This is a genomic window from Streptomyces sp. NPDC051677, assembly GCF_044453465.1.
GTDB lineage: Bacteria > Actinomycetota > Actinomycetes > Streptomycetales > Streptomycetaceae > Streptomyces.
The window spans coordinates 1-21,066 of sequence record NZ_JBITCT010000034.1 but is presented as its reverse complement, the minus strand read 5'-3'; the positions used below and the strand labels follow the sequence as shown (position 1 = coordinate 21,066).

18 protein-coding genes and 1 tRNA gene are annotated in these 21,066 nt (G+C 70.8%); 15 read left to right on the top strand and 4 right to left on the bottom strand.

The genetic code is table 11. The features are described 5' to 3' along the window. Positions 1-15: 15 nt before the first annotated feature. Together ACIBAF_RS32560 and ACIBAF_RS32555 are read right to left on the bottom strand one after the other, a co-directional pair. Positions 16-89, bottom strand: a tRNA-Pro gene (locus tag ACIBAF_RS32560). A 44-nt stretch (positions 90-133) separates the two neighbouring features. Further along, a complete protein-coding gene (locus ACIBAF_RS32555; RefSeq protein WP_399467778.1) occupies positions 134-1,561 on the bottom strand; it encodes an MFS transporter in 1,428 nt (475 codons plus the stop codon). Positions 1,562-1,675: 114 nt separating this feature from the next. Here ACIBAF_RS32555 and ACIBAF_RS32550 point away from each other — a divergent pair, with 114 nt between their 5' ends. Beyond that, entirely contained in the window at positions 1,676-2,254 is a 579-nt protein-coding gene (locus ACIBAF_RS32550) for a TetR/AcrR family transcriptional regulator (RefSeq protein WP_399467777.1), read from the top strand. A gap of 10 nt (positions 2,255-2,264) precedes the next feature. Here ACIBAF_RS32550 and ACIBAF_RS32545 read toward each other — a convergent pair whose 3' ends face one another. Beyond that, a complete protein-coding gene (locus ACIBAF_RS32545) occupies positions 2,265-3,461 on the bottom strand; it encodes a serine hydrolase domain-containing protein (protein WP_399467776.1) in 1,197 nt (398 codons plus the stop codon). Positions 3,462-3,630: 169 nt separating this feature from the next. Between ACIBAF_RS32545 and ACIBAF_RS32540 the strand changes: the two genes are divergently transcribed. The 14 genes from ACIBAF_RS32540 to ACIBAF_RS32475 all read left to right on the top strand — a co-directional run bounded on the left by ACIBAF_RS32540 (position 3,631) and on the right by ACIBAF_RS32475 (position 19,165). Next, positions 3,631-4,797, top strand: coding sequence for an acyl-CoA dehydrogenase family protein (locus ACIBAF_RS32540; RefSeq protein ID WP_399467775.1), 1,167 nt, complete (start codon positions 3,631-3,633; stop codon positions 4,795-4,797). After that, positions 4,797-5,564 (top strand): SDR family NAD(P)-dependent oxidoreductase, encoded by a 768-nt coding sequence (locus ACIBAF_RS32535; RefSeq protein WP_399467774.1) that lies wholly within the window; start codon positions 4,797-4,799, stop codon positions 5,562-5,564. Before ACIBAF_RS32540 ends, ACIBAF_RS32535 begins: the two co-directional genes overlap by 1 nt. Positions 5,565-5,657: 93 nt before the next feature. Beyond that, the gene (locus ACIBAF_RS32530; protein ID WP_399467773.1) at positions 5,658-6,407 is read left to right on the top strand and encodes a FadR/GntR family transcriptional regulator; all 750 of its coding nucleotides are present in this window, start codon (positions 5,658-5,660) and stop codon (positions 6,405-6,407) included. A gap of 67 nt (positions 6,408-6,474) precedes the next feature. Further along, positions 6,475-7,296: an enoyl-CoA hydratase/isomerase family protein gene (locus ACIBAF_RS32525; RefSeq protein ID WP_399467772.1), complete on the top strand. Its 822-nt coding sequence runs from the start codon at positions 6,475-6,477 to the stop codon at positions 7,294-7,296. A 2-nt stretch (positions 7,297-7,298) separates the two neighbouring features. Next, positions 7,299-8,252, top strand: a complete 954-nt coding sequence (locus ACIBAF_RS32520) for an acyl-CoA dehydrogenase family protein (protein ID WP_399467771.1) — start codon at positions 7,299-7,301, stop codon at positions 8,250-8,252. Further along, the gene (locus tag ACIBAF_RS32515; protein ID WP_399467770.1) at positions 8,249-9,430 is read left to right on the top strand and encodes an acyl-CoA dehydrogenase family protein; all 1,182 of its coding nucleotides are present in this window, start codon (positions 8,249-8,251) and stop codon (positions 9,428-9,430) included. Before ACIBAF_RS32520 ends, ACIBAF_RS32515 begins: the two co-directional genes overlap by 4 nt. After that, a complete protein-coding gene (locus ACIBAF_RS32510) occupies positions 9,430-11,004 on the top strand; it encodes a FadD3 family acyl-CoA ligase (protein WP_399467769.1) in 1,575 nt (524 codons plus the stop codon). Before ACIBAF_RS32515 ends, ACIBAF_RS32510 begins: the two co-directional genes overlap by 1 nt. A gap of 2 nt (positions 11,005-11,006) precedes the next feature. Beyond that, positions 11,007-12,197 carry a CaiB/BaiF CoA transferase family protein gene (locus ACIBAF_RS32505; protein WP_399467768.1) on the top strand — a complete coding sequence of 397 codons (1,191 nt, stop codon included), beginning with the start codon at positions 11,007-11,009 and terminating at the stop codon, positions 12,195-12,197. After that, positions 12,194-12,991: an enoyl-CoA hydratase/isomerase family protein gene (locus ACIBAF_RS32500; RefSeq protein ID WP_399467767.1), complete on the top strand. Its 798-nt coding sequence runs from the start codon at positions 12,194-12,196 to the stop codon at positions 12,989-12,991. The genes ACIBAF_RS32505 and ACIBAF_RS32500 overlap by 4 nt, the downstream gene beginning before the upstream one ends. Beyond that, complete coding sequence (locus ACIBAF_RS32495; RefSeq protein ID WP_399467766.1) at positions 12,991-14,124, top strand: thiolase family protein; 1,134 nt, start codon at positions 12,991-12,993, stop codon at positions 14,122-14,124. Before ACIBAF_RS32500 ends, ACIBAF_RS32495 begins: the two co-directional genes overlap by 1 nt. A gap of 11 nt (positions 14,125-14,135) precedes the next feature. Next, positions 14,136-14,957 (top strand): acyl-CoA dehydrogenase family protein, encoded by an 822-nt coding sequence (locus tag ACIBAF_RS32490; protein ID WP_399467765.1) that lies wholly within the window; start codon positions 14,136-14,138, stop codon positions 14,955-14,957. Positions 14,958-15,012: 55 nt separating this feature from the next. Then, the gene (locus tag ACIBAF_RS32485; RefSeq protein ID WP_399467764.1) at positions 15,013-16,242 is read left to right on the top strand and encodes a tyrosine-type recombinase/integrase; all 1,230 of its coding nucleotides are present in this window, start codon (positions 15,013-15,015) and stop codon (positions 16,240-16,242) included. After that, positions 16,242-16,625: a helix-turn-helix domain-containing protein gene (locus tag ACIBAF_RS32480; protein ID WP_399467763.1), complete on the top strand. Its 384-nt coding sequence runs from the start codon at positions 16,242-16,244 to the stop codon at positions 16,623-16,625. The genes ACIBAF_RS32485 and ACIBAF_RS32480 overlap by 1 nt, the downstream gene beginning before the upstream one ends. A 1,139-nt stretch (positions 16,626-17,764) precedes the next feature. Continuing rightward, entirely contained in the window at positions 17,765-19,165 is a 1,401-nt protein-coding gene (locus ACIBAF_RS32475; protein WP_399467762.1) for a hypothetical protein, read from the top strand. A 536-nt stretch (positions 19,166-19,701) separates the two neighbouring features. Here the strand turns inward: ACIBAF_RS32475 and ACIBAF_RS32470 are convergent. After that, on the bottom strand, positions 19,702-21,066 hold a 1,365-nt coding region (locus ACIBAF_RS32470), incomplete at its 5' end, for an AMP-binding protein (RefSeq protein ID WP_399467761.1).

The following is a 21,066-nucleotide window of genomic DNA, read 5'->3' as shown; positions in this document are numbered from 1 at the left end:
AGCGACTCTCACAAGTCGGGACGACAGGATTTGAACCTGCGACCCCTTGACCCCCAGTCAAGTGCGCTACCAAGCTGCGCCACGTCCCGAGGCGTTTCCGCGGCGGTGAGCTGCGAGAACGCGTAGGTGAACCTTACCGTACGGGGGTGGGTGCGGCGGTCGGCGCCGGGGCGGCCGGGGTCGACGGGCGGGTGGGGCGCCGGGCGGGGACCAGCAGGGCGGCGAGGGCCGCGCCCAGGCAGAGCAGCGTCAGCAGGATGAAACCGTGGGTGTAGCCGGAGTCGTAGGGCAGGCCCGACGGCTGGAGGCGGCCGGTGACCAGGACGCTGGTGACGGCGGCGCCGATGGAGCCGCCGATGGTGCGGACGTTGGCGTTCATGCCGGTGGCGGCGCCGGTCTGCGCGGGAGGGACACTGCCGACGATCAGGTTGGCCATCGAGGCGAAGGCGAGCCCGATGCCGAGGCCGAACACGCCCGCTACGACGGCGACTTGCCACTGCTCGTCGTGCCAGAGGGTGAGGAAGCCCAGGGCGAGCCCGCCGAGTCCGGCACCGGTCGTGAGCAACGCCTTGGCGCCCACGCGGGGTTCGAGGCGACCGCTGAGCACACCGGAGACGAACATCGCGAGGAGCATCGGCAGCATCAGCAGTCCGGAGGCGGTGACGCTCGCGCCGAAGCCGTAGCCGGCCGTGCTGGGGGTCTGGACGAAGCCGGGCAGGAAGGACCAGATCGCGTACATGCCCGCACCGAACAGCAGGGCGGCGAGGTTGGTGGTCCACACGGCCGGCAGCCGCATGATGCGCAGGTCGATCAGGGGGGAACGGGAGCGGGCCTCGACCGTCAGCCACAGCGCGAACAGGGCCACGGCCAGGACGAACAGTCCGATCACGCGGGCCGAGCCCCAACCCCAGTTGCCCGCCTGGCTGAGCGGCAGCAGCAGGGCGACCAGCCAGCCCGACAGAAGCACCGCGCCCAGCCAACTGACGCTGCCCTCAGCCCTGTTGGCCGACTCGGGGACATAGCGCAGGGCGATCAGCGCGGCGGCGGCGACGATGCCGACGGGGATCCAGAACAGCCAGCGGAAGTCGAGCGCGGAGACGATCGGTCCGGCCGCGACCATGCCGACGCCGCCGCCGGCGGCGATCACGGCGGACAGGTTGCTGATGCTGCCGGCCACCTGGGACGGGGCGAACTCGTCCCGGATGATGCCGAACGACAGCGGGAACAGGGCGCCGCCGACGCCCTGGATCACGCGGGCGACGATCAGGACGCCGATGTTCGGCGCGAGCGCGGCGAGCAGACAGCCCACCAGAACGGCGACGAGGACCGCGACGAGGGTGCGCTTCCTGCCGATCAGGTCGCCGACGCGGCCGAGGATCGGCGTGAAGACGGACGCGGACAGCAGATACGCGGTCATCACCCAGGTCCCGGTGGACTGCGAGGTGTGCAGGGCGTGCTGGACGGTCGGCAGGGCCGGCGCTATCAGCGACTGGAGCATGGAGAACACGCCCGCACCGGTCGCGAGGACCGCGAAGGTGAGGCGGGTGGACGTGCGGGGCATGAAGAAGCCTCTCGAAAAGAGGGGAAGACGGCCTCGGACTGATAAAGTGGAGGCACCCCTCCACTGTAGCGGAGGTAACCCTCCGGTTCAACCGAGTCCGCCCAGGAGGCAGCAGTGCCGGCCCAGCAGTTCCCCGTCAGCGAGATCGTCGCGGTGCAGCGCCCCACCCGTAAGGACGCCGCCCGCAACTACGACGCGCTGCTCACGGCCGCGCGCGAGGCGTTCGCCGAGCACGGCTCGGAGGCCTCCCTGGAGGACATCGCCCGGCGGGCGGGGGTCGGCATCGGCACCCTGTACCGGAACTTCCCGACCCGTCGGGCGCTCTTCGAGAGCGTCTACGCCGACGAGGTCAACGCGTTGTGCCGGTCGGCCGTGGAGTTCGCCGACCGGGAACCGTGGGAGGCGCTCACCTCCTGGCTCGACCGGTTCGCCACCTACATGGTCACCAAGCGGGCGGTGCGCGAGGCGCTGGAGGGCGAGTCGGAGATCTTCCAGGCCTGCCGCGAGTCGCTGTACGGGGCCGGCGGCCCGATGTTCGAGCGGGCGCAGCAGGCCGGCGTCGCCCGCGCGGACATGGACTTCGGCGATCTGCTGCGCCTGGTCGCCGGTGTCACGGCGACCGCCTTCGTAGACGACGCCCAGCGCGACCGCGTCCTGGCCATCGCCCTGGACGGGGTGCGCGCCGGGCGCTGAGACGCCCCGGTCAGTCCGCGAGCGGGTGGCCGGGATCCAGCAGTTCCGCGATCCGTTCCGTGATCGTCTGGGAGGTGTTGCCGGCGGGGGCGTTCGGGCCCACGGTCGTCGACACCGCGATGGACAGACGCTTGTGCGGCTCGTACGCCATCACGGCCGCGTAGCCGAAGAACGACGGGTTCTGCACCACCCAGCCGTTCTTGACGACGACGCCGACCCCGAAGTGGAAGTCCTCCGTCATCGGCAGGCAGACGGTGGCGGGACAGCGGGCCGTCGGGTGTCCGAGGCCGACCGTGCCCGGGTTGAGCTGGGTGCGGAAGGCGGCCGGTGAGAGCAGTTCGCCCGAGCCGACGGCCTGCCCGGAGCGGGCGAGGTCGCAGATGTCCTGGGTGATGACCGCGCCGGGGGCGGTGGTCCAGGAGGGGTTGAAGAAGGTGGACTCCTCGTAGGTGCCGCGTTCGTCGTCGTAGGCGTGCAGCACCGGCGGCGGGATGAGCGCGGTGTCGTTGCTCCCTGTGTTGCGCAGGCCGAGCGGGCCCGTGATCCGCTCCCGCAGGAGGCGGTCGAGAGGGGTGCCGCTGATCTTCTCCAGGGCGAGGCCCAGGAGGACGAAGTTGGCGTGCGAATAGCTCCAGTTGGTGCCGGGCTCGTACCACAGGGGGTGGCTCAGCGAGATCCCGACGACCTCTTCCGGCGTCCAGTGCTGCCACGGGTCGGCGTACAGCTTCTTCAGGAAGACCGGGTCGGGGACGTAGTCGTGCAGGCCCGAGGTCGAGTCGCCGAGCATGCGCAGGGTGATCTTGTCGCCGTGCGGCAGGTCGGGCAGCCAGCGGGAGACGGGGGCGTCGAGGTCCGCCTTGCCCTCCTCGGCCAGTTGGAGCAGGACGGTGCCCATGAAGGCGATGCCGACCGAACCGGTGCGGAAGTGCATGGCGGGGGTGGCGGGCACATCCGTCAGCGACTCGCCGACCGCGCCGGTGACCAGCTCACGCCCGTCGACCGTGACCTTGACGAGGGCGGCCTTGAGGTCGAGTTCCTTCTTGGCCCGGCGGACGATGTCGAGGACCTGGCGGGCCTGGCCCGTGGGCTTCCGGGTGGCGGTGCACGCCTGGTCGTGGCCTTCGGGGACGGCGCTCGCGGCCACCGTCTGGAGGCTCGTGGCGAGAAGGGCGGCGGCGCACAGCAGCGCCGTACGGGTACGCGTCATATGCGCACTATGGGCTGATCGTCATACCGGCTTCGACGCCAACACTCCGGACGGCGTCGCCCCGGACCCGTACGGAGGAGTTGACATGAGGGCCGCTTTGGTCTGACCTTTAATATGTTTCGCACGCCGCGTACACATCGTGTCGATCCGGCAGAGGGGTGTCCCCGCCGTGGACTTCGAACTGACCGAGGACCAGAACACGATCCGGGGGGCCGTCGCCGGACTGCTGAAGGACTTCGACGACCGGTACTGGATGGAGAAGGACCAGAGCCACGCGTTCCCCGAGGAGTTCTACGCCGCCGTCGCGGGCGGCGGCTGGCTGGGCGTCACGATCCCCGAGGCGTACGGCGGCCACGGCCTCGGCATCACCGAGGCCACGCTGCTGCTGGAGGAGGTCGCGCGCTCCGGCGGCGGCATGAACGCCGCCAGCGCGATCCACCTGTCGATCTTCGGCATGCATCCGGTGGTGGTGCACGGTTCCGAGGAGCTGAAGCGGCGCACCCTGCCGCGCGTCGCCACCGGCGACCTGCACGTCTGCTTCGGCGTGACCGAGCCCGGCGCCGGACTCGACACCGCGAGCATCACGACGTACGCGCGCCGGGAGGGCGACCACTACGTGGTCAGCGGGCGCAAGGTGTGGATCTCCAAGGCGCTGGAGTCGGAGAAGATCCTGCTGCTGACCCGCACGTCCAGGCTCGACGAGGTGGACAAGCGCACCGACGGGATGACGCTGTTCCTCACCGACCTGGACCGCGACCACATCGACGTCCGGCCCATCCCGAAGATGGGCCGCAACGCCGTCACCTCGAACGAACTGTTCATCGACGACCTGCCAGTCCCCGTCGAGGACCGGGTCGGCGAGGAGGGACAGGGGTTCCGGTATCTGCTCGACGGGCTCAACCCGGAGCGCATGCTGATCGCGGCGGAGGCGCTCGGCATCGGGCGCGTCGCGCTGGAGCGGGCCGTGCGCTACGGCCGCGACCGGGTGGTGTTCGGACGGCCCATCGGGATGAACCAGGGCGTGCAGTTCCCGCTCGCCGACGCGCTCGCCCGGCTCGACGCGGCCGAGCTGGTGCTGCGCAAGGCGACCTGGCTGTACGACCACGGCCGGCCCTGCGGACGGGAGGCGAACACCGCCAAGTACCTGTGCGCCGACGCCGGGTTCACGGCCGCCGACCGGGCCCTGCAGACCCACGGCGGCATGGGCTACTCCGAGGAGTATCCCGTGGCCCGCTTCTTCCGCGAGGCCCGGCTGATGCGGATCGCACCGGTCAGCCAGGAGATGGTCCTGAACTACCTGGGTTCGCACACGCTGGGACTGCCGAGGAGTTACTGATGAGCAGCGGTACGGCACTGTTCGATCTGACGGGACGGTCGGCACTGGTCACCGGCGCCGCGGGCGGCATCGGTTCCGCCGTGGCCGAGGCGCTCGCGCGGGCCGGGGCCTCGGTGCTGGTGACGGACGTCGACGAGACGGGCGCGGCGGCGGTCGCGGCGAAGATCTCCGCGACCGGGCTCACCGCGGAGGCGGCGGGGCTGGACGTGACGGACCGGGCGTCCGCCGACGCAGCGGTGGCGCGGGCCGCCGCCCTGGCCGACGGGACGCTGCACATCCTCGTCAACAACGCCGGGGTCACCGCCCCGGCCATGTTCGACAAGCTGGCGCAGGACTCCTTCCGCCGTCTCCTCGACATCCATCTCCTGGGCGCGTACCGCTGCGCGCAGGCGGCGCTGCCGTTCCTGCCGGAGGACGGGCGAGGCCGGATCCTCAACGTCACGTCGTCCGCCGGCCTGGTCGGCACGCTCGGCCAGGTCGACTACTCCGCCGCCAAGGCCGGCGTCATCGGCCTGACCAAGTCCCTGGCCCGTGAACTGGCCCGCAGGAACATCCTCGTCAACGCCCTCGCCCCGCTGGCCGCGACCCCGATGACCGAGACCATCCGCACGAACGAGAAGTTCGCCCCGCGGATGCTGGCCCGGATCCCGCTCGGCCGCTGGGCGGAGCCGGACGAGGTCGCGGGGGCGTTCGTGTTCCTCGCCTCGGACGCGGCGTCCTTCATCACCGGGCAGGTGCTGCCGGTGGACGGCGGCCTGGTCATGTGACAGTCGGCGGGGGCGACGTATTGAATGGTTCGGCCGAAGGGCCGAAAACGCCGTTCGGTTCAGAATTCGACGCCCCGACGAGAGGCCCGTCCCGTGCCGCGCTCCGAGCAGCCCGCCCCCCGTTTCGAGACGCTGACCGTCCCGAAGGCGTCGGACGTGCTCGCGGCCGAGGTGCGGGAGCGGATTCTGTCCGGGGAGTTCGGCGAGGGCACGGCGCTGCCCCCGGAGCGGCAGTTGGTGGAGCAGACGGGGCTGAGCCGGGCGACCGTGCGGGAGGCGCTGCGCATTCTGGAGGTCGAGGGGCTGCTGGAGATCCGGCCGGGGCGCGGGGGCGGGGCCTTCGTGCACCGCCCGGGGCGGGAGTCCCTGGCGAACACCGTGCAGCTGGTGATCCGGGGCCAGCGCATCCGTCTGGAGGCGCTGCACGAGACGCGCGAGGCGATCGAACCGGCGTGCGCCGCGCTGGCGGCGCGCCGCCGCACCGACCAGGATCTGGCCGAACTCGACGCGGCCCACGCGGAGTTGGTCGGAGCCGAGGAGGACGTCCAGCGGTTCCTGCGCGCCAATGTGCGCTGGCACACGGTGGTGGCGCAGGCGGGCGGAAACGAGCTGCTCATCGGTTTCATGAGCGCGCTGTCCCGGTCGATCCACGCGGCCACGAACCTGGAGCGCTTCCTGGACGCCGACATCCGTGAGCTGACCGCCCGCGCCCACGCCCGGATCACCGACGCGATCAGGGCCGGGGACGAGGCGGCGGCCGCGCGGCGGATGACACGCCATGTATGCGGCTTCGCGCAGGCGGCGGCCGAGGTGGACCACCGCACCTCGATCCGAAAAGTTTGAGAATGTGATTCTCGCATACGTGCAACACCATTGACAGTTTCGGTCTCACCTTTAATACCATCCCGGTATGAGCGAGGTGCGTCCCGTACTGACCGTGACTGCCGACGGCGACATCCGGATCGTCACGCTGAACCGCCCCGACCGACTGAACTGCGTCTGCGAAGACCTGCACCGCAGGCTCTCCGAGGTGTGGCGCGAACTCGCCGACGACACCGAGGCGCGGGCCGTCGTCCTCACCGGCGCGGGCCGGGCGTTCAGCGCGGGCGGCGACCTCGAGCACCTGCGCCGCCATCACACCGATCCTGAGCTGCGGGAGCGGTCGATCCGCCTGGACCGGACGATCCAGACCGAGCTGATCCGCTTCCCGCTGCCGGTCGTCGCGGCGGTCAACGGCCCGGCGGTGGGCCTGGGTTGCTCGCTGGCACTGGGCTGCGACCTGGTGCTGATGGCCGAGGACGCCTACCTGGCCGACCCTCATGTGTCGGTCGGCCTGGTCGCGGGCGACGGCGGGGTGACCCTGTGGCCGCTGCTGACCAGCCTGCTGCGGGTGAAGGAGTACCTCCTCACCGGGGACCGCATCCCGGCCACGACGGCGGTCGAACTGGGCCTGGCCAACAGGGTCGTGGCCGGCGACCGCCTGATGGACGAGGCGCTCGCGCTCGCCCGTCGGCTCGCCGCACAGCCCGCCGAGGCCCTGCGCGCGACGAAGGCGGCGCTGGCCGCGGTGGTGGAGCAGGTCTCGCGCGGCGGCATGGAGGCCGCTCTGCTGGCGGAGCGGGCCACGATGACGAGCCCGGACCACGTCCGCATCGTCGAGGAGCTCGCCTCCCGGTCCGCCCGACGGGGCGCCGACCGGGCGGCGGGCTCGCCTGCGGACGAGGAGGCCTGAGCGTGGAGACCGAGGAGTTCCTGCTGGTCCGCGACATGCTGCGGTCCTTCGCGGCCCGGCACCGGATGAGGTCGGCCGACGACGTCGGACCCACGGCCCGCGCGGCGGCACAGGAGGCGCTCGACGAGCTGGGCCTCGCCGAACTGCGCGCCACGGCACGGCCGGTCGCCACCGTCCAGGAGTGCGCGCTGCTCGCCGAGGAGCACGGCGGTCAGCCGCTGACCACCTCCCTGATCGGTACGGTCCTGCTGGCGCCCGAGCTGGTCCGCCTGGTGGGCGGCCCGCACGGCAGGCCGACGATCGCCCTCGCCCCCGACCTGCGCTTCCCCGCCGACCCCGGAGAACTCGTCGCCTGGGACTGCGCGGGCGCCGACAGCGCCCTGTGCGTGAGCGCCGAAGGCACCGTGATCCGGGCCGAGTTGGGCGACCCGGCCCCGACCGCCGACCTGCTGCGCAGCGTGCGGACCGCGCGCCCCGGCCCGGCAGTGGGCAGGCTCACCCGCGACCAGCTGTGGCGCTGGCAGGGGTACGCCCTGGTCGTCCTGGCGAGCGAACTCGTCGGCGCAGCCCGGGCGTTCGTCTCGCTGAGCGTCGACCACGCCCGCGAGCGCCGCCAGTACGGGCGGCCCATCGGCTCCTTCCAGGCCGTACAGCATCTGCTCGCCGACGCGACGGTCCGGGTGGAGGCGTGCACGAGCGCCGTCCGGTACGCCGCCTGGTGCCTGGACCACGAGCCGCCCGGCCGGGCGCTCACCGCGGCCCGGGTCGCGAAGGCGGAGGTGAACTCCTCGGCCGTGGACGCGGTGTACACGGGCATGCAGGTGTTCGGCGGGATCGCGCAGACCTGGGAGCACGTGGCGCACCTGTATCTGCGCAGGGTCCTGCTGGGCGCGAACCTGCTCGCGACGACCGCCGACCTGCTGGCCGCGCTGGCGGAACCGGAGGCCGCACGATGAGGGCCGACACCCCCCTCGACTTCGGGGACCCGGCCGACCTGGAGCGCCTGCGCGGCGACTTCCGGGCCTGGCTCGCCGAGCACCCGCTGCCCGAACGCCTCCCGGGCGAGCCGCTCCCCGTCTTCCTGCACCGCTGGCACCGTTTGCTGCACTCCGGCGGCTGGGTCGGCCTCGACGTGCCCGAGCGATACGGCGGACGCGGCCTGACGCCTCTTCACCAGGTGGCGGTCAGCGACGAGTTGGGGGTCCGCGGCGCGCCCGGCGTGCCCCGCATCGGCTATCTCGCGCACGCCCTGCTGGAGTTCGCTTCCGAGGACCAGCGCCGCCGCCTGCTGCCGCGCATGCTGGCCGGGGACGACGTGTGGTGCCAGGGCTTCAGCGAGCCGGGCGCGGGCTCGGACCTCGCCGGGATGAGCACCTACGCCGAGCGCCACGACCACGGCCACGACCACGGCCACGGCCACAGAGACAGCGCGTACTACACCGTCCGCGGTCAGAAACTCTGGACCAGCTACGCCCAGTACTCCGCCTACTGCCTCCTTCTGGCCCGCACCGACCGCACCGCTCCCCCGCACGCGTCGATCACCGCCTTCGTCCTCCCCCTCGACCGGCCCGGCGTGACCGTACGGCCCCTGCGGGCGGCCAACGGCGACGACGAGTTCTGCGAGCTGTTCCTGGACGACGTACGACTGACGGAGTCGGAGCGGATCGGGGGCGAGGGGGACGGCTGGGCGCTGGCCATGACGACGGTCTCGTACGAGCGCAACGCGCTGGACACCGGGCATCTGTCGAAGTACGGGCTGCTGGTGGAGCGGCTGCGGCGGACCGCCCGCGAGCGGCGCGGACAGCTGCCGGACGGGCTGCTGTCGGAGATCGGACGGTGCTTCGTCGACTACGAGGTCCTCGTCGCGCATGCCCGCCGCCGCACGGCCGAGCGGCTCGCCGGGCAGGTCGCCGGGCCGGAGTCGTCGATCGACAAGCTGCTGATGACCCGGGCCGAACAGCGCCTGTACGAGACGGCGTTGAAAGTGTTTCCGGAGGAGTTGCACGGGCCGGGCGGGGAGGTCTTCGCCGAGTACCTCTACTCCAGGGCCGCCTCCGTCTACGGCGGTACCTCGCAGATCCAGCGGAACATCATCGCCAAGCGCGTGCTGCGCCTGACCGACGGAGGCGGCTGATGGGTCAGCTCAAGGGCCACGACGAGGAGTTCCGGAGCGTCCCGAACGTCGTCCGGATCGCCGCCCGCCGGTTCGGCGACGCGACCGCGCTGGTGGCCGGTGAGGTGCGCCTGAGCTTCCGCGACCTGGAGTCGCTGATGCTCCGGTCCGTGCGGTCGGCGCTCACGCTCGGCATCGGGCCGGGCGACCGGGTGGGCCTGTGCGCGCCGAACTCGGCGGAGTGGATCGTCGCCGCACTCGGCATCCAGGGGGCCGGTGGGATCGTCGTCCCGCTCAACACCCGGTTCAAAGCACGGGAGATCTCCTACATCCTGCGTAAGTCGGGTGCGAAGGCGCTCTTCGCCGCCGCGTCGTTTCTGGGGACCGACTACATCGGCGATCTCCAGGAGGCCGACCCCGGGCTGCCTTCGCTTCGGACGACGGTCTCGCTGCTCGGGCCGCGCGGATCGGCAGGGCTCTCCTGGGACGAGTTTTTGGCCGCCGGGGACCGGTCGGCGGACGCACACGCCGCCATCGACCGTCTCACCCCGGACGACGTCTGCGACGTGATGTTCACGTCCGGCACCACCGGCCGTCCGAAGGGCGTGATCCTCACGCACGGGCAGTCGCTGCGCGCGTACGGCTGGATGTCGCAGGAGTACACGTTCCGCGCCTCGGACGCCTTCCTGGTCGTCCCGCCGTTCTTCCACTGCTTCGGCTACAAGGCGGGCTGGCTCGCGTCCTTCCTGCACGGCGTGACCGTGGTCCCCATGGCGGTCTTCGATACCGGGCGGGCCATGGAGATCATCGAGCGGGAGCGGGTGAGCATCCTGCTCGGCCCGCCCACGATCTTCCACGACCTGCTGAACCACTCCGACCGCCCCACCCGCGACCTCTCCTCGCTGCGGGTCTCCATGACCGGCGGCACGACCGTCCCGGAGTCCCTGATCCGCGCGATGAAGAAGGAGCTGTCCTTCGACATCGTGCTCAGCGCGTACGGGCTCACCGAGTCGACGGCGCTGGTCACCTCGACCCGTGTCGGGGACGCCGAGGAGACGGTGGCCCGCACCACCGGCCGTCCCATCCCCGACGTCGAGGTCCGCATCGCCGACGGCGAGGGCGACGAGGGGGTCGGGGAGGTCCTGGTGCGCGGCTACAACGTGACGCGCGGCTACTGGGACGACCCCGAGGCCACGGCGGAGGCCGTCGACGCCGACGGCTGGCTGCACACGGGAGACGTCGGGCGGCTCGACGCGGCGGGCAACCTCGCGATCGTCGACCGCAAGAAGGAGATGTACATCGTCGGCGGGTTCAACGCCTACCCCGCCGAGATCGAGAAGCTGCTGCTCGACTACGAGCCGATCGCCCAGGTCGCGGTCGTCGGCGTGCCCGACGAGCGGCTCGGCGAGGTGGGCTGCGCCTTCGTCGTCCTGAGAGCCGGCACGAAGGTCACCGAGGCGGAGGTCGTGGCGTGGGCGCGGGCGCACATGGCCAACTTCAAGGCGCCGCGCCATGTGCGGTTCGTGGACCGTCTCCCGCGCAACGCGAGCCAGAAGGTCCTCAAGCACGAACTGCGCGCGGAATTCGGAGCCTGATCATGGACACGAGCGGACCGCTCACCGGGATCACGGTCGTGGCGCTGGAGCAGGCCGTGTCGGCGCCCATGTGCTCGCGCACGCTCGGCGACCTCGGCGCCCGTGTCATCAAGGTGGAGAACCCCGACGGGGGCGACTTCGCCCGGCATTACGACGACGTGGTGCGCGGTCTCGGGGCGCACTTCGTCTGGCTCGGCCGGGGCAAGGAGTCGGTGGCCCTGGACCTGAAGTCCGAGGCCGGGCTCGCCGTACTGCACCGGCTCCTCGACCGGGCCGACGTCCTCGTCTCCAACCTCACCCCGGGCGCCACGGCCAAGCTGGGCATCGCCCCCGCCGATCTGGAGGCACGCCATCCGGGTCTGATCCCGGTCGAGATCGACGGGTACGGCCCCGGCGGCCCCCTCTCCCACAAGCGCGCCTACGACCTGCTGGTCCAGGCCGAGTCGGGGGTGTGCGCGGTGACGGGCCGCCCGGGGGAACCGGCCAAGCCCGGGCCGCCGGTGGCCGATGTGTCCAGCGGTCTGTACGCGGCGCTGTCCGTGGTGGCACTGCTGTTCGCGAAGGGCCGGGGCCGGCCGGCCGCGTCGGTGACGGTGAGCCTGTTCGACACGATGACCGAGCTGATGGGCTACCCGCTGACGTACACCCGGCACGCGGGGGTCGAGCAGCAGCCGCTCGGCATGAGCTCGCCGGCAGTGGCGCCGTACGGGGCGTACGGGACGGCCGACGGGCAGACCGTCGTGCTCGGGACGACGAACGACCGTGAGTGGGACCGGCTCGCGCGCGAGCTGCTGGGCCGCCCCGACCTCGCGGACGACGCACGCTTCCGCGGCAACGCCGGGCGGGTCGAGCACCGGGCCGTCCTGGACGCGGAGATCGCCGCCTGGTGCGGGCGGCACGAGCTGGCGCACGTCCAGGAGCGCGCGGACGCCGCCGGGATCGGCAACGCCCGCTACAACACGCCGAGCGAGGTGCTCGCACATCCGCAGCTGGCCGCCCGCGACCGCTGGCGGGAGATCGACTCCCCGGCCGGGCCGGTGCCGGCGCTGTTGCCGCCTCCGGTGATCTCCGGGTATGAGCCGCCGATGGGCGCGATCCCCGCGCTCGGGCAGCACACGGACGCCGTCCTCGCCGAACTGGGCTTCTCCGACGGGGAGATCGCCGCACTGCGTGATCAGGGGGCCGTGCGGTGACCGTGCTGCTGACGGACGACCGGGACGGGGTGCGCACGCTGACCCTCAACCGTCCGCACCGCAGGAACGCGATCGACGGCGACCTCTGGGAGGCGCTGCGGTCGGCGCTGGCCGAGGCGGGGAACGACCGGAGCGTCCGGGCGGTCGTGCTGACCGGGGCGGGCGGGGCGTTCTGTTCCGGCGCCGACCTGTCCGACCGGCTCGGCGAGCCCCATCCGCTGTACCGCATGCGGACGTTGACCGAAGTGGCGCTGCTGCTGCACGAGCTGCCGATGCCGACGGTCGCCAAGGTGTGCGGGGTCGCGGTGGGCGCGGGCTGGAATCTGGCGCTCGGCTGCGATCTGGTCGTGGCCACCCCCGAGTCCACGTTCTCGCAGATCTTCGCGCGGCGCGGACTCTCCCTGGATCTGGGCGGCTCCTGGCTGCTGCCGAAGCTCGTCGGCCTCCAACAGGCCAAGCGGCTGGCCCTGTTGGCGGAGACGGTCGGCGCCGAGGAGGCGTGTGCGCTCGGCCTGGTCACCTGGGTGGTGGACGCGGAGCAGGTGGACGCCTTCGTCGACGACGTCACCGCGCGGCTGACCGCCGGCCCCCCGGTCGCGCTCGCGCAGACCAAGGCCCTGCTCGACGAGGGCGCCGACCGCACCCTGCGGGACGCTCTCGCGGGCGAGGCGCGGGCGCAGTCGGTCAACTTCGCCTGCGCCGACGCCCCGGAGGCGTTCGCCGCGTTCGCGGAGAAGCGCCCGCCACGGTTCACAGGCCGCTGGGCGGCGCGGGGACGGACGGAGGACACGTGATGCGGGAAGCGGTGATCGTGGCGGCGGTGCGCACGGCCGTCGGGAAGCGGGGCGGAGGGCTGGCAGAGGTGCATGCGGCCGGTCTGTCCGCAGCCGTGCTGGGGGCGCTGGTCGAGCGGACCGGGCTGGACCCCGAGATCGTCGACGACGTGATCTGGGGATGTGTCTCCCAGGTCGGCGACCAGTCGAGCAACATCGGCCGGTACGCGGTGCTGGCGGCGGGCTGGCCTGAGAGCGTGCCCGGGACGACGGTCAACCGGGCCTGCGGATCGGGCCAGCAGGCGCTGGAGTTCGCGGTGCAGTCGGTCCTGTCCGGGCAGCACGAGGTGGTCGTGGCGGGCGGGGTGGAGGTGATGAGCCGCGTGCCGCTGGGCTCGGGCCGTGCGGGCGGGATGCCGTACGGCCCTCAAGTCCTTTCCCGCTACCAGGACTTCGCCTTCAACCAGGGGATCTCCGCCGAACTCATCGCGCGCAAGTGGGGGTTCGGCCGGACGCGGCTCGACGCCTTCGCGGCGCTCTCGCACGAGCGGGCGGCTGCCGCGCAGGACGCGGGCGCGTTCGAGCAGGAGATCGTGCCGGTGGCGGGCGTCTCGGCTGACGAGGGGGTGCGGCGGGCCAGCAGCGTCGAGACGCTCGCGAGGCTCAGGCCCGCCTTCGAGGAGGACGGGGTGATCCACGCGGGCAACGCCTCCCAGATCTCCGACGGGGCCGCCGCCCTGCTGATCACGACACTGGAAAAGGCACAGGGGTTGGGACTGACCCCGCTCGTGCGGTACCGGGCGGGCGTGGTGGTCGGCTCCGACCCGGTGCTGATGCTGACCGGGCCGATCCCGGCGACCGAGAGGGTGCTGCGCAGGGCGGGCGTGGCACTGGCCGAGGTGGGCGTGTTCGAGGTCAACGAGGCCTTCGCGCCCGTGCCGCTGGCCTGGCTGGCCGAGACCGGCGCCGACCCCGGGCGGCTCAACCCGCTCGGCGGGGCCATCGCCCTCGGCCATCCGCTGGGCGCCTCGGGGGCCGTCCTGATGACCCGCATGATCCACCACATGCGCGCGCACGGCATCCGCTACGGCCTGCAGACCATGTGCGAGGGCGGCGGCACCGCCAACGCCACCCTCGTCGAACTCGCCTCCTGAGGGGAGCTGTCGTGCAGCGCACTCTGTTCACCGACGACCACGAGTCGTTCCGCGCGCTGGTGCGGGACGTCGTGGCCAACGAGGTGGTCCCGCACTACGCCGAGTGGGAGAAGGCCGGCCGGGCGCCGCGCTCGTTCTTCGAACTGCTCGGCTCACTGGGCCTGTTGGGCACGGCCGTACCGGAGGAGTACGGCGGCGCCGGTCTGCCCGACTACCGCTACAACGTCGTCCTGCAGGAGGAGGCCTCCCGTGCCCTGGTCACCCTGGGCACGGTCCGCACCCAGCTCGACGTGGTGCTGCCCTACTTCCTCGCGTACGCCGACGAGGAGCAGCGCCGGCGCTGGTTCCCCGGGCTCGCCTCGGGGAAGCTGCTCACCGCCATCGCGATGACCGAGCCCGGCACCGGCTCCGACCTCGCGGGGATCCGTACGTCCGCGGTGCGCGACGGGGACTGCTATGTGCTCGACGGGGCGAAGACGTTCATCACCGGCGGGCTGCTCGCCGATCTGGTGATCGTGGTGGCGCGCACCGCGTCCGACCCCGGCGACCGGCGCTCGGGCCTCACCCTGCTGGTGGTGGAGGACGGCATGCCCGGGTTCACCCGCGGCCGGGTGCTGGACAAGATGGGCATCAGGACGCAGGACACCGTCGAGCTTGCCTTCGACTCTGGGCAATGTTGCGCGGACTGCATCAACGGGTTCGCCGTGAAGTACCTGGACAGTACCGCTTCTCGTGGCCAGCCGCGTCGAATGGTCCCTCGAAGGAGTGATTCCTTGTTGCCTCCAACCTGCGCGACTCCTGTGGCTGGTGTACTCCGTGCACCGGTGGTGTAGCGGATGCATCACGTGGTGGGCGTCACGGGTGGCTTCCGGTCGCGGAGGGTGATGGATGGCTCGTGGGAGTTCGGGCGGTGCCACCACCGTGCCCGGGGCCGCCAGGCTGCACGTCGTCGAGGGCGTGTCGATGTTGCGGCCGCAGGCCGCGATCTTCGAGAAGACGCTGCAAGGGTTCGGCGATCACCAGCGGGCCCGCCATCTGGCCCCCGAGACGATCAGGTCGCGTGCCCGCATCGTCCGGCAGGTGCAGGCGTTCGCCGACGGCTATCCGTGGGAGCCGGTCTGGAACCATGCCCTGTTCGACCGCTGGTCGGCCGTGCAGGCGAAGAGGGTGACAACCTCCACACTGCGGGGCTACCAGGGCGATCTGGCTCTGTATCTGACCTACTTGTGTGATCCGGCCTATGAGTGGCCGCAAGTCTGCATGGAGACGTTCGGCACGTTCGTCGGCTTCGCCTTGCGTGACCTCAACGCGGTCCGGCACGCCCAGGAGTACATGGGGCAGCCCAGCGGCAACCGGCCGCTGTCGCGGGCCGAGATCAAGAAGTTCTTCGGGCAGATGGACCCGGAGATCAAGCGGCTGCGGGCGGCAGGACACAAGGGCGCCTTGGCCGCCGCCCGTGACCTGGCGATGTTCACCACAACGTACGGCTGGGGTCTGCGGCGGCGGGAGGCTGCCAGGCTGGAGACGCACGACTGGCGGCGACAGGCCAAGTTGCCGGAGTTCGGCGACTATGCGGGCCTGGCCGTCCGCTGGGGCAAACCGGCCGGTCCGGGGCAGCCGCCAAAGCGACGGATGGTGATCTCGGTCTGGCCCTGGGCAGTGCAGACCGTCCGGCTCTACATGGAACACATCCGCCCGCAGTTCTACCTTGACCGCCCGGACGACGGCGTGATGTTCCCGACCGAGCGCGAGGAGATGATCTCCGAGCGTGCGTTCAACCAGCGGTTCCAGCACTGGCGCGAGCTCGCCGAGCTGCCGGAGTGCCTGGGCCCCCACTGCCTGCGGCACACCTATGTGACCAGGCTGATCGAGGCGGGCTACGACGGCCAGTTCGTGACCGAGCAGGTCGGTCACTCCCACGCGGCAACCACCGCGATCTACACCGCGCTCAGCAGCGACTTCAAGAACCTCAAGGTCCGCGAGTTCCTGGATGCGGCCGAGGAAGCCCAGCTTGCGGCCGCGTTCGCCAGGGCGGATGCCGAGGCGGAGATGGACGACGACTTCAGTGATCAGGCAACTGGCGAGCTTGTCGGCGCCGGTCGGCCGAAGGAGATGTGATGACCGCGGTTCCCGCTGGCAACAACCCGCAGGAGAAGGCGGGGCAGGAGGCTCTCCACCCACGCTACGAGTGGCGGCTGCAGGAGCTGATGGCTGTCCGCAAGAACTGGTACAGCACTACCAAGCTGGAGCCTGAGCTACGGAAGTTCGGGTTCGAGCTGGACCGCAGCAGCATCTACCGGCTGGTGAAGACCGACCGTCCGCCGAAGATGCCGGTGGAGCTGATCCTCGCGCTCTGCAAGATCCTTCAGTGCACGTTCGAGGACCTGGTCGTCGAGGTCGAGCCGGAACCGGACGTCGAGGAGCCGGCGCCGAAGGGCCCGCGGCCCGTGGTCCCGGATATGCCGCTGCTGTCGGCGGACTTCTTCGATGCGGAGGGCTGAGGGTGGGGCGGAAGGAACGCGGCATCTGCAAAGGCTGCGGCAAGGACCGCTCGATCGCGCTGAAGTCGCGGGGCCTGTGCTACACCTGCTGGACCAAGCTCCGGCAGACGGAGACCTGCTGGCAGTGCGGACGTCAGGAGCCTGCGGTCTTCCGGGACGAGAAAGGGGCCTGGTGCCGGCTCTGCCGGTCGAGGAATCTGGCCGAGCCGTGCTGCGTCTGCGGGCGGGGCGGAAAAGTCGCAGAACGGCGGGACGGGAAGCCGGTCTGCTGTCGCTGCTGGCAGCGCGAGCGTCGCATCCCGCTGCCGTGTCACGTCTGCGGCCGCGTCCTGAAGGCCACGAAGAACACCCCCACGGGGCGGATGTGTTACACCTGCCACCGAACGACGCTGCCCAAGGAGGCGTGCTGGGTCTGTGGTCGCATGGTCGTGGCCTCGGCTCACACCAAAGAGGGCGCCTGGTGCGAAACCTGCCGTAAGCGGGCACTCGCCGAGCCGTGCTCCCGCTGCGGCATCACCCGAACGATCACCGCTCGCGAAGAGGACGGGAGCCCGGTCTGCAGTGCCTGCTACCAGCGGGAACATCGCGGTGATCGGCCCCGGCACAAGTGCGTCGACTGCGGCGAGATGAAAGCCGTGGACCGGATCGCAGACGACGGACCGCTCTGCGAGAAGTGCAACAACCGGCGGGCGCCCTTCGTGCTCTGCCCGCGCTGCGGCAAGCACCGCAAGATCGGCGTTTTGAGCACCGGGGTCTGCCGGGCCTGCACCCAGCAGACGCGGCCACGCGAGCCATGTCGCATCTGTCGCCGGAGCATGCCGGTCGCCTTCCGCGACACCGAGGGCCAACCCTGGTGCGACAACTGCCGTCGTCGCGACTGTGCGCAACCGTGCTCCGGCTGCGGCATCACGAAGGTGGTCACCGCCCGTGACGCCCGCGGACCGTGGTGCTCGGCCTGCTGGCAGCACGCTCGCCCCGGTCCCACCTGCGGCGACTGTGGACAGAACCCGTCCATGCCGATGCCGAGCTGGGACGGCACACCACGTTGCGTCTCGTGCTACGGGGCCGCAAGTGTCCCCTGCAGCCGCTGCGGGACGCTCGCCAGAGCCGAGCGTCACTGGCCGGAAGGCCCGGTCTGCTTGCCCTGCGTCGACGAGGTCCGCTTCACCCACGCGGACTGCCACCGATGCGGCCAGATGGCGGCCGTCTTCCGCCAGGAGGAGGAAGGTCCGATCTGCCCGGAGTGCGCCGGAGTCAACTTCGCCTACCGCTGCCCGACTTGCAACGCGATGGGCAGACTTCTGCACGGGCAGTGCCCCCGATGTCGGGCTCTGCAGGAGCTCGACGAGACGTTCGCCAGCCTCGACGGCCAACGCTCGCCCCAGCTTGCCCCGCTGGCCGAAGTCCTGAAGCAGTACGAGCAGCCGTACTCCCTAGTCCTCTACCTGCGACGGCCCGGCGGTCAACTGATCCGGGCGATGACCAGCGGTGACCTGGAATGCTCACACGAGGCTCTGGACGCCCTGCGGCAAACAGCGTCCGTTCAGCACCTACGCGGACTGCTGGTACTGGCCGAGGTGCTGGAGCCTCGCGAGGAGCAACTTGCCCAGTTCAAACGGGACATCAAGGTATGTCTCGACGAGGTGACGGACCCGCACGACAAGACGGTCCTTGCCCGATACGCACGCTGGCATCTCATGCCCCTCGCTCACCACCGCCTCGAACAGTCCGGTATCAACCGGTTCCAGCGCGAGCATCTCCGCCGCAAGTTGCAGACGGCACACGTGTTGCTCACCCACATTCGCCGCCGCGGCAACACCCTCGACAACATCACCCAGACCCTCGTCGACCGATGGCTGATCGCAAACAAGCCCCGCCAGAATCAAGCCCGCTCCTTCTTGCTCTGGGCCGCCACCTGCCAGTTGATCCCTCAGAACGTCGCGATCGCCACCGCGACCAGGACCGTCGACCGGGCGATCATGAGCGATGCCGACCGGATCCTCACCGCTCTCCGCCTGGAGACCGACGAGTCCGAACACATCACCGACCGCGTCGCCGGCTGTCTCGTCCTGCAATACGGGCTGCGAACCGACCGACTCGCGAGCCTCACGACCGGCCACGTCCTGGTCCACCCAGAGGAGCCCGGCGTCCTCGGTCTCCAACTCGGCCGAGACCCACTCTGGCTCCGGCCGCGACTGTCGACACTGCTCCAACAGCTGATCAACGAACGGCGCCCACTGGCCGCCCCGCTCAGGACCCGCGAGACGCCCTACCTCTTCCCCGGTCTCCGACCCGACCAGCCCATGACCTCCAACACTCTGCAGAGACGACTGACCCGCCTGGGCATCCCCAGCACCAGCAAGGCCCGCAACGGGGCCTGGCTCGCCATGGTCGGCGCCGTCCACTGGAAGATGCTCGCCGACCTCCTCGGCCTCGCCGACGGCACAGCCCACAACTGGCACAAGCTCAACGGGGGAGACCGCGCCAGCTATGTCGCCAGCAGACTCAAAGCCTCTCAAGCACCCACCGAACCCGAGTAGGGGCCAGGTCCGGCGCACTTGACGGTCAGCTCAACTGGACGGCGCTACCGCGGACCACACGCCGAACCACTGCTCGGCGCCGAACTCCTCCCCCGGTGAGACTCTGCCTGAGCTCTGTGCCGCCGCGGGGCTTGACCGGCTCGATCTCCAGAGTGCGGTCGCCGATCATGAATGAGCCCTGGCTCTGCTGATCGACGACTTGCCGCAGGCGACGTCGGCGACTTCGCGGCCGCACCTGGCTGGGCCGCCTGTACCCGACCCGGTATCCCGGACGGTCAGGCCCTGCTGGCCCGCCTCGCCGCGGTCTGACAGCCGCACACCCGCGGCGTGCCGTCCACCAGGAAGCCTCTGGTGGACGGCACGGTGAATCGGTGGAGGGAACGGCCGAGCACTTCGGGCTCGCTGGTCACCAGGCGGTGATCCAACGAAAACACTCCACGACGTCCTCGTCGAGCGCCGCAAATCTGTCAACCGCCTCGTAGTTCTCCCCGGAGTCACGCATCCGCCCTTTTCACCCTGTCGCCGCCGTCGCGCCGTTACTTGGCCATCTCTTCCAGCAGCGCCGCCACTTCGTCCTCGGACAGTTCGTTCACATGCTCCAGCAGGCGGCGTTCAAGTTCTCCGGCCATCGCCTCGATCGTCGGCCGGTCGAAGATGGTCTGGAGCGGCAGCCCGACGCCGAAGCGGCGCTGAATCCTGGCATTGAGGCGGGTGACGGCGAGCGAGTGCCCGCCCAGGGCGAAGAAGCTGTCCCGGATGCCCACCCTGTCGATCCCGAGCAGTTCCTGCCACATGCCGGCCAGGGCGATCTCCGTGTCCCGCCCGGGTGCCACGTACTCCACCTCGGTGTAGTCGCGCAGCCGATCGGGCTCGGGCAGGCGCTTGCGGTCCACTTTGCCGTTCGCGTTGAGCGGCAGTGCCTCGTGCAGGAGGACGAACGACGGCACCATGTGTTCCGGCAACTTGCCGGTCAGATAGGCGCGTACCGCTCCCGGCGACAGCGTTCCGTCCCCCGTGGGGACGACGTGGGCCACCAGTCGTTTCAGCTCCGCAGACGCCGCCTGCACCGTGACCACAGCCTCCACCACCTGAGGGTGCCGCGACAGGGTCGCCTCGATCTCGCCGAGTTCGACGCGCATGCCGCGGATCTTGACCTGGTGGTCGTTGCGGCCGGTGAACTTCAGGGATCCGTCGGGCCGGCGGAAGCCCTGGTCTCCGGTGCGGTACATGCGTGCGCCGGGGTCGTCGGGGTCGGGTACGAAGGCGCCGGCGGTCTTGACCGGGTCGTTGAGGTAGCCGCGTGCGAGTCCTGTGCCGGAGATGTACAGGTCGCCGATGACGCCGGGTGGTACCTCGTGGAGTGCGGTGTCGCGTACGGTGACGCGGTTGTTGTCGAAGGGTATGCCGATCGAGACGGCGCCGGTGTCGTCGTGGTCGGCTGCCGAGCAGGTGTGGATGGTGGAGTCGATCGACACCTCCGTGGCGCCCCAGGTGTTGTGCAGCCGTCCCGGGAACAGCTTCTCAAAGCGCCGCACCGCCCCCGGCAGCAACGCCTCGCCGCTGGAGACGACGGCCCGCAGTGCGAGGGCTTTCCGATCCTCGGGGGTGATCGTGTCCAGCAGCAGGCTGAGCATGCTCGGCACTGTCTGCAGGTGGACCGCTTGTGAGGCGATGGCGGCGTCGAGGACGGCCCGTGGATCTCGGTGCCGCCCCGGTTCGATCAGCGCGACCCGGCCGCCGTACGCCAACGGCCAGAAGATCTCCAGGCACGAATCGTCGAACGTGAGGGTCGTCTTGTGCAGGACGGTCTCACCGGCCCGCAGTGCGAACCGGCGCTGCATCCACGCCATGCGGTTGACCCATCCGTGGTGCACGCTCGCCACGCCCTTGGGACGTCCCGT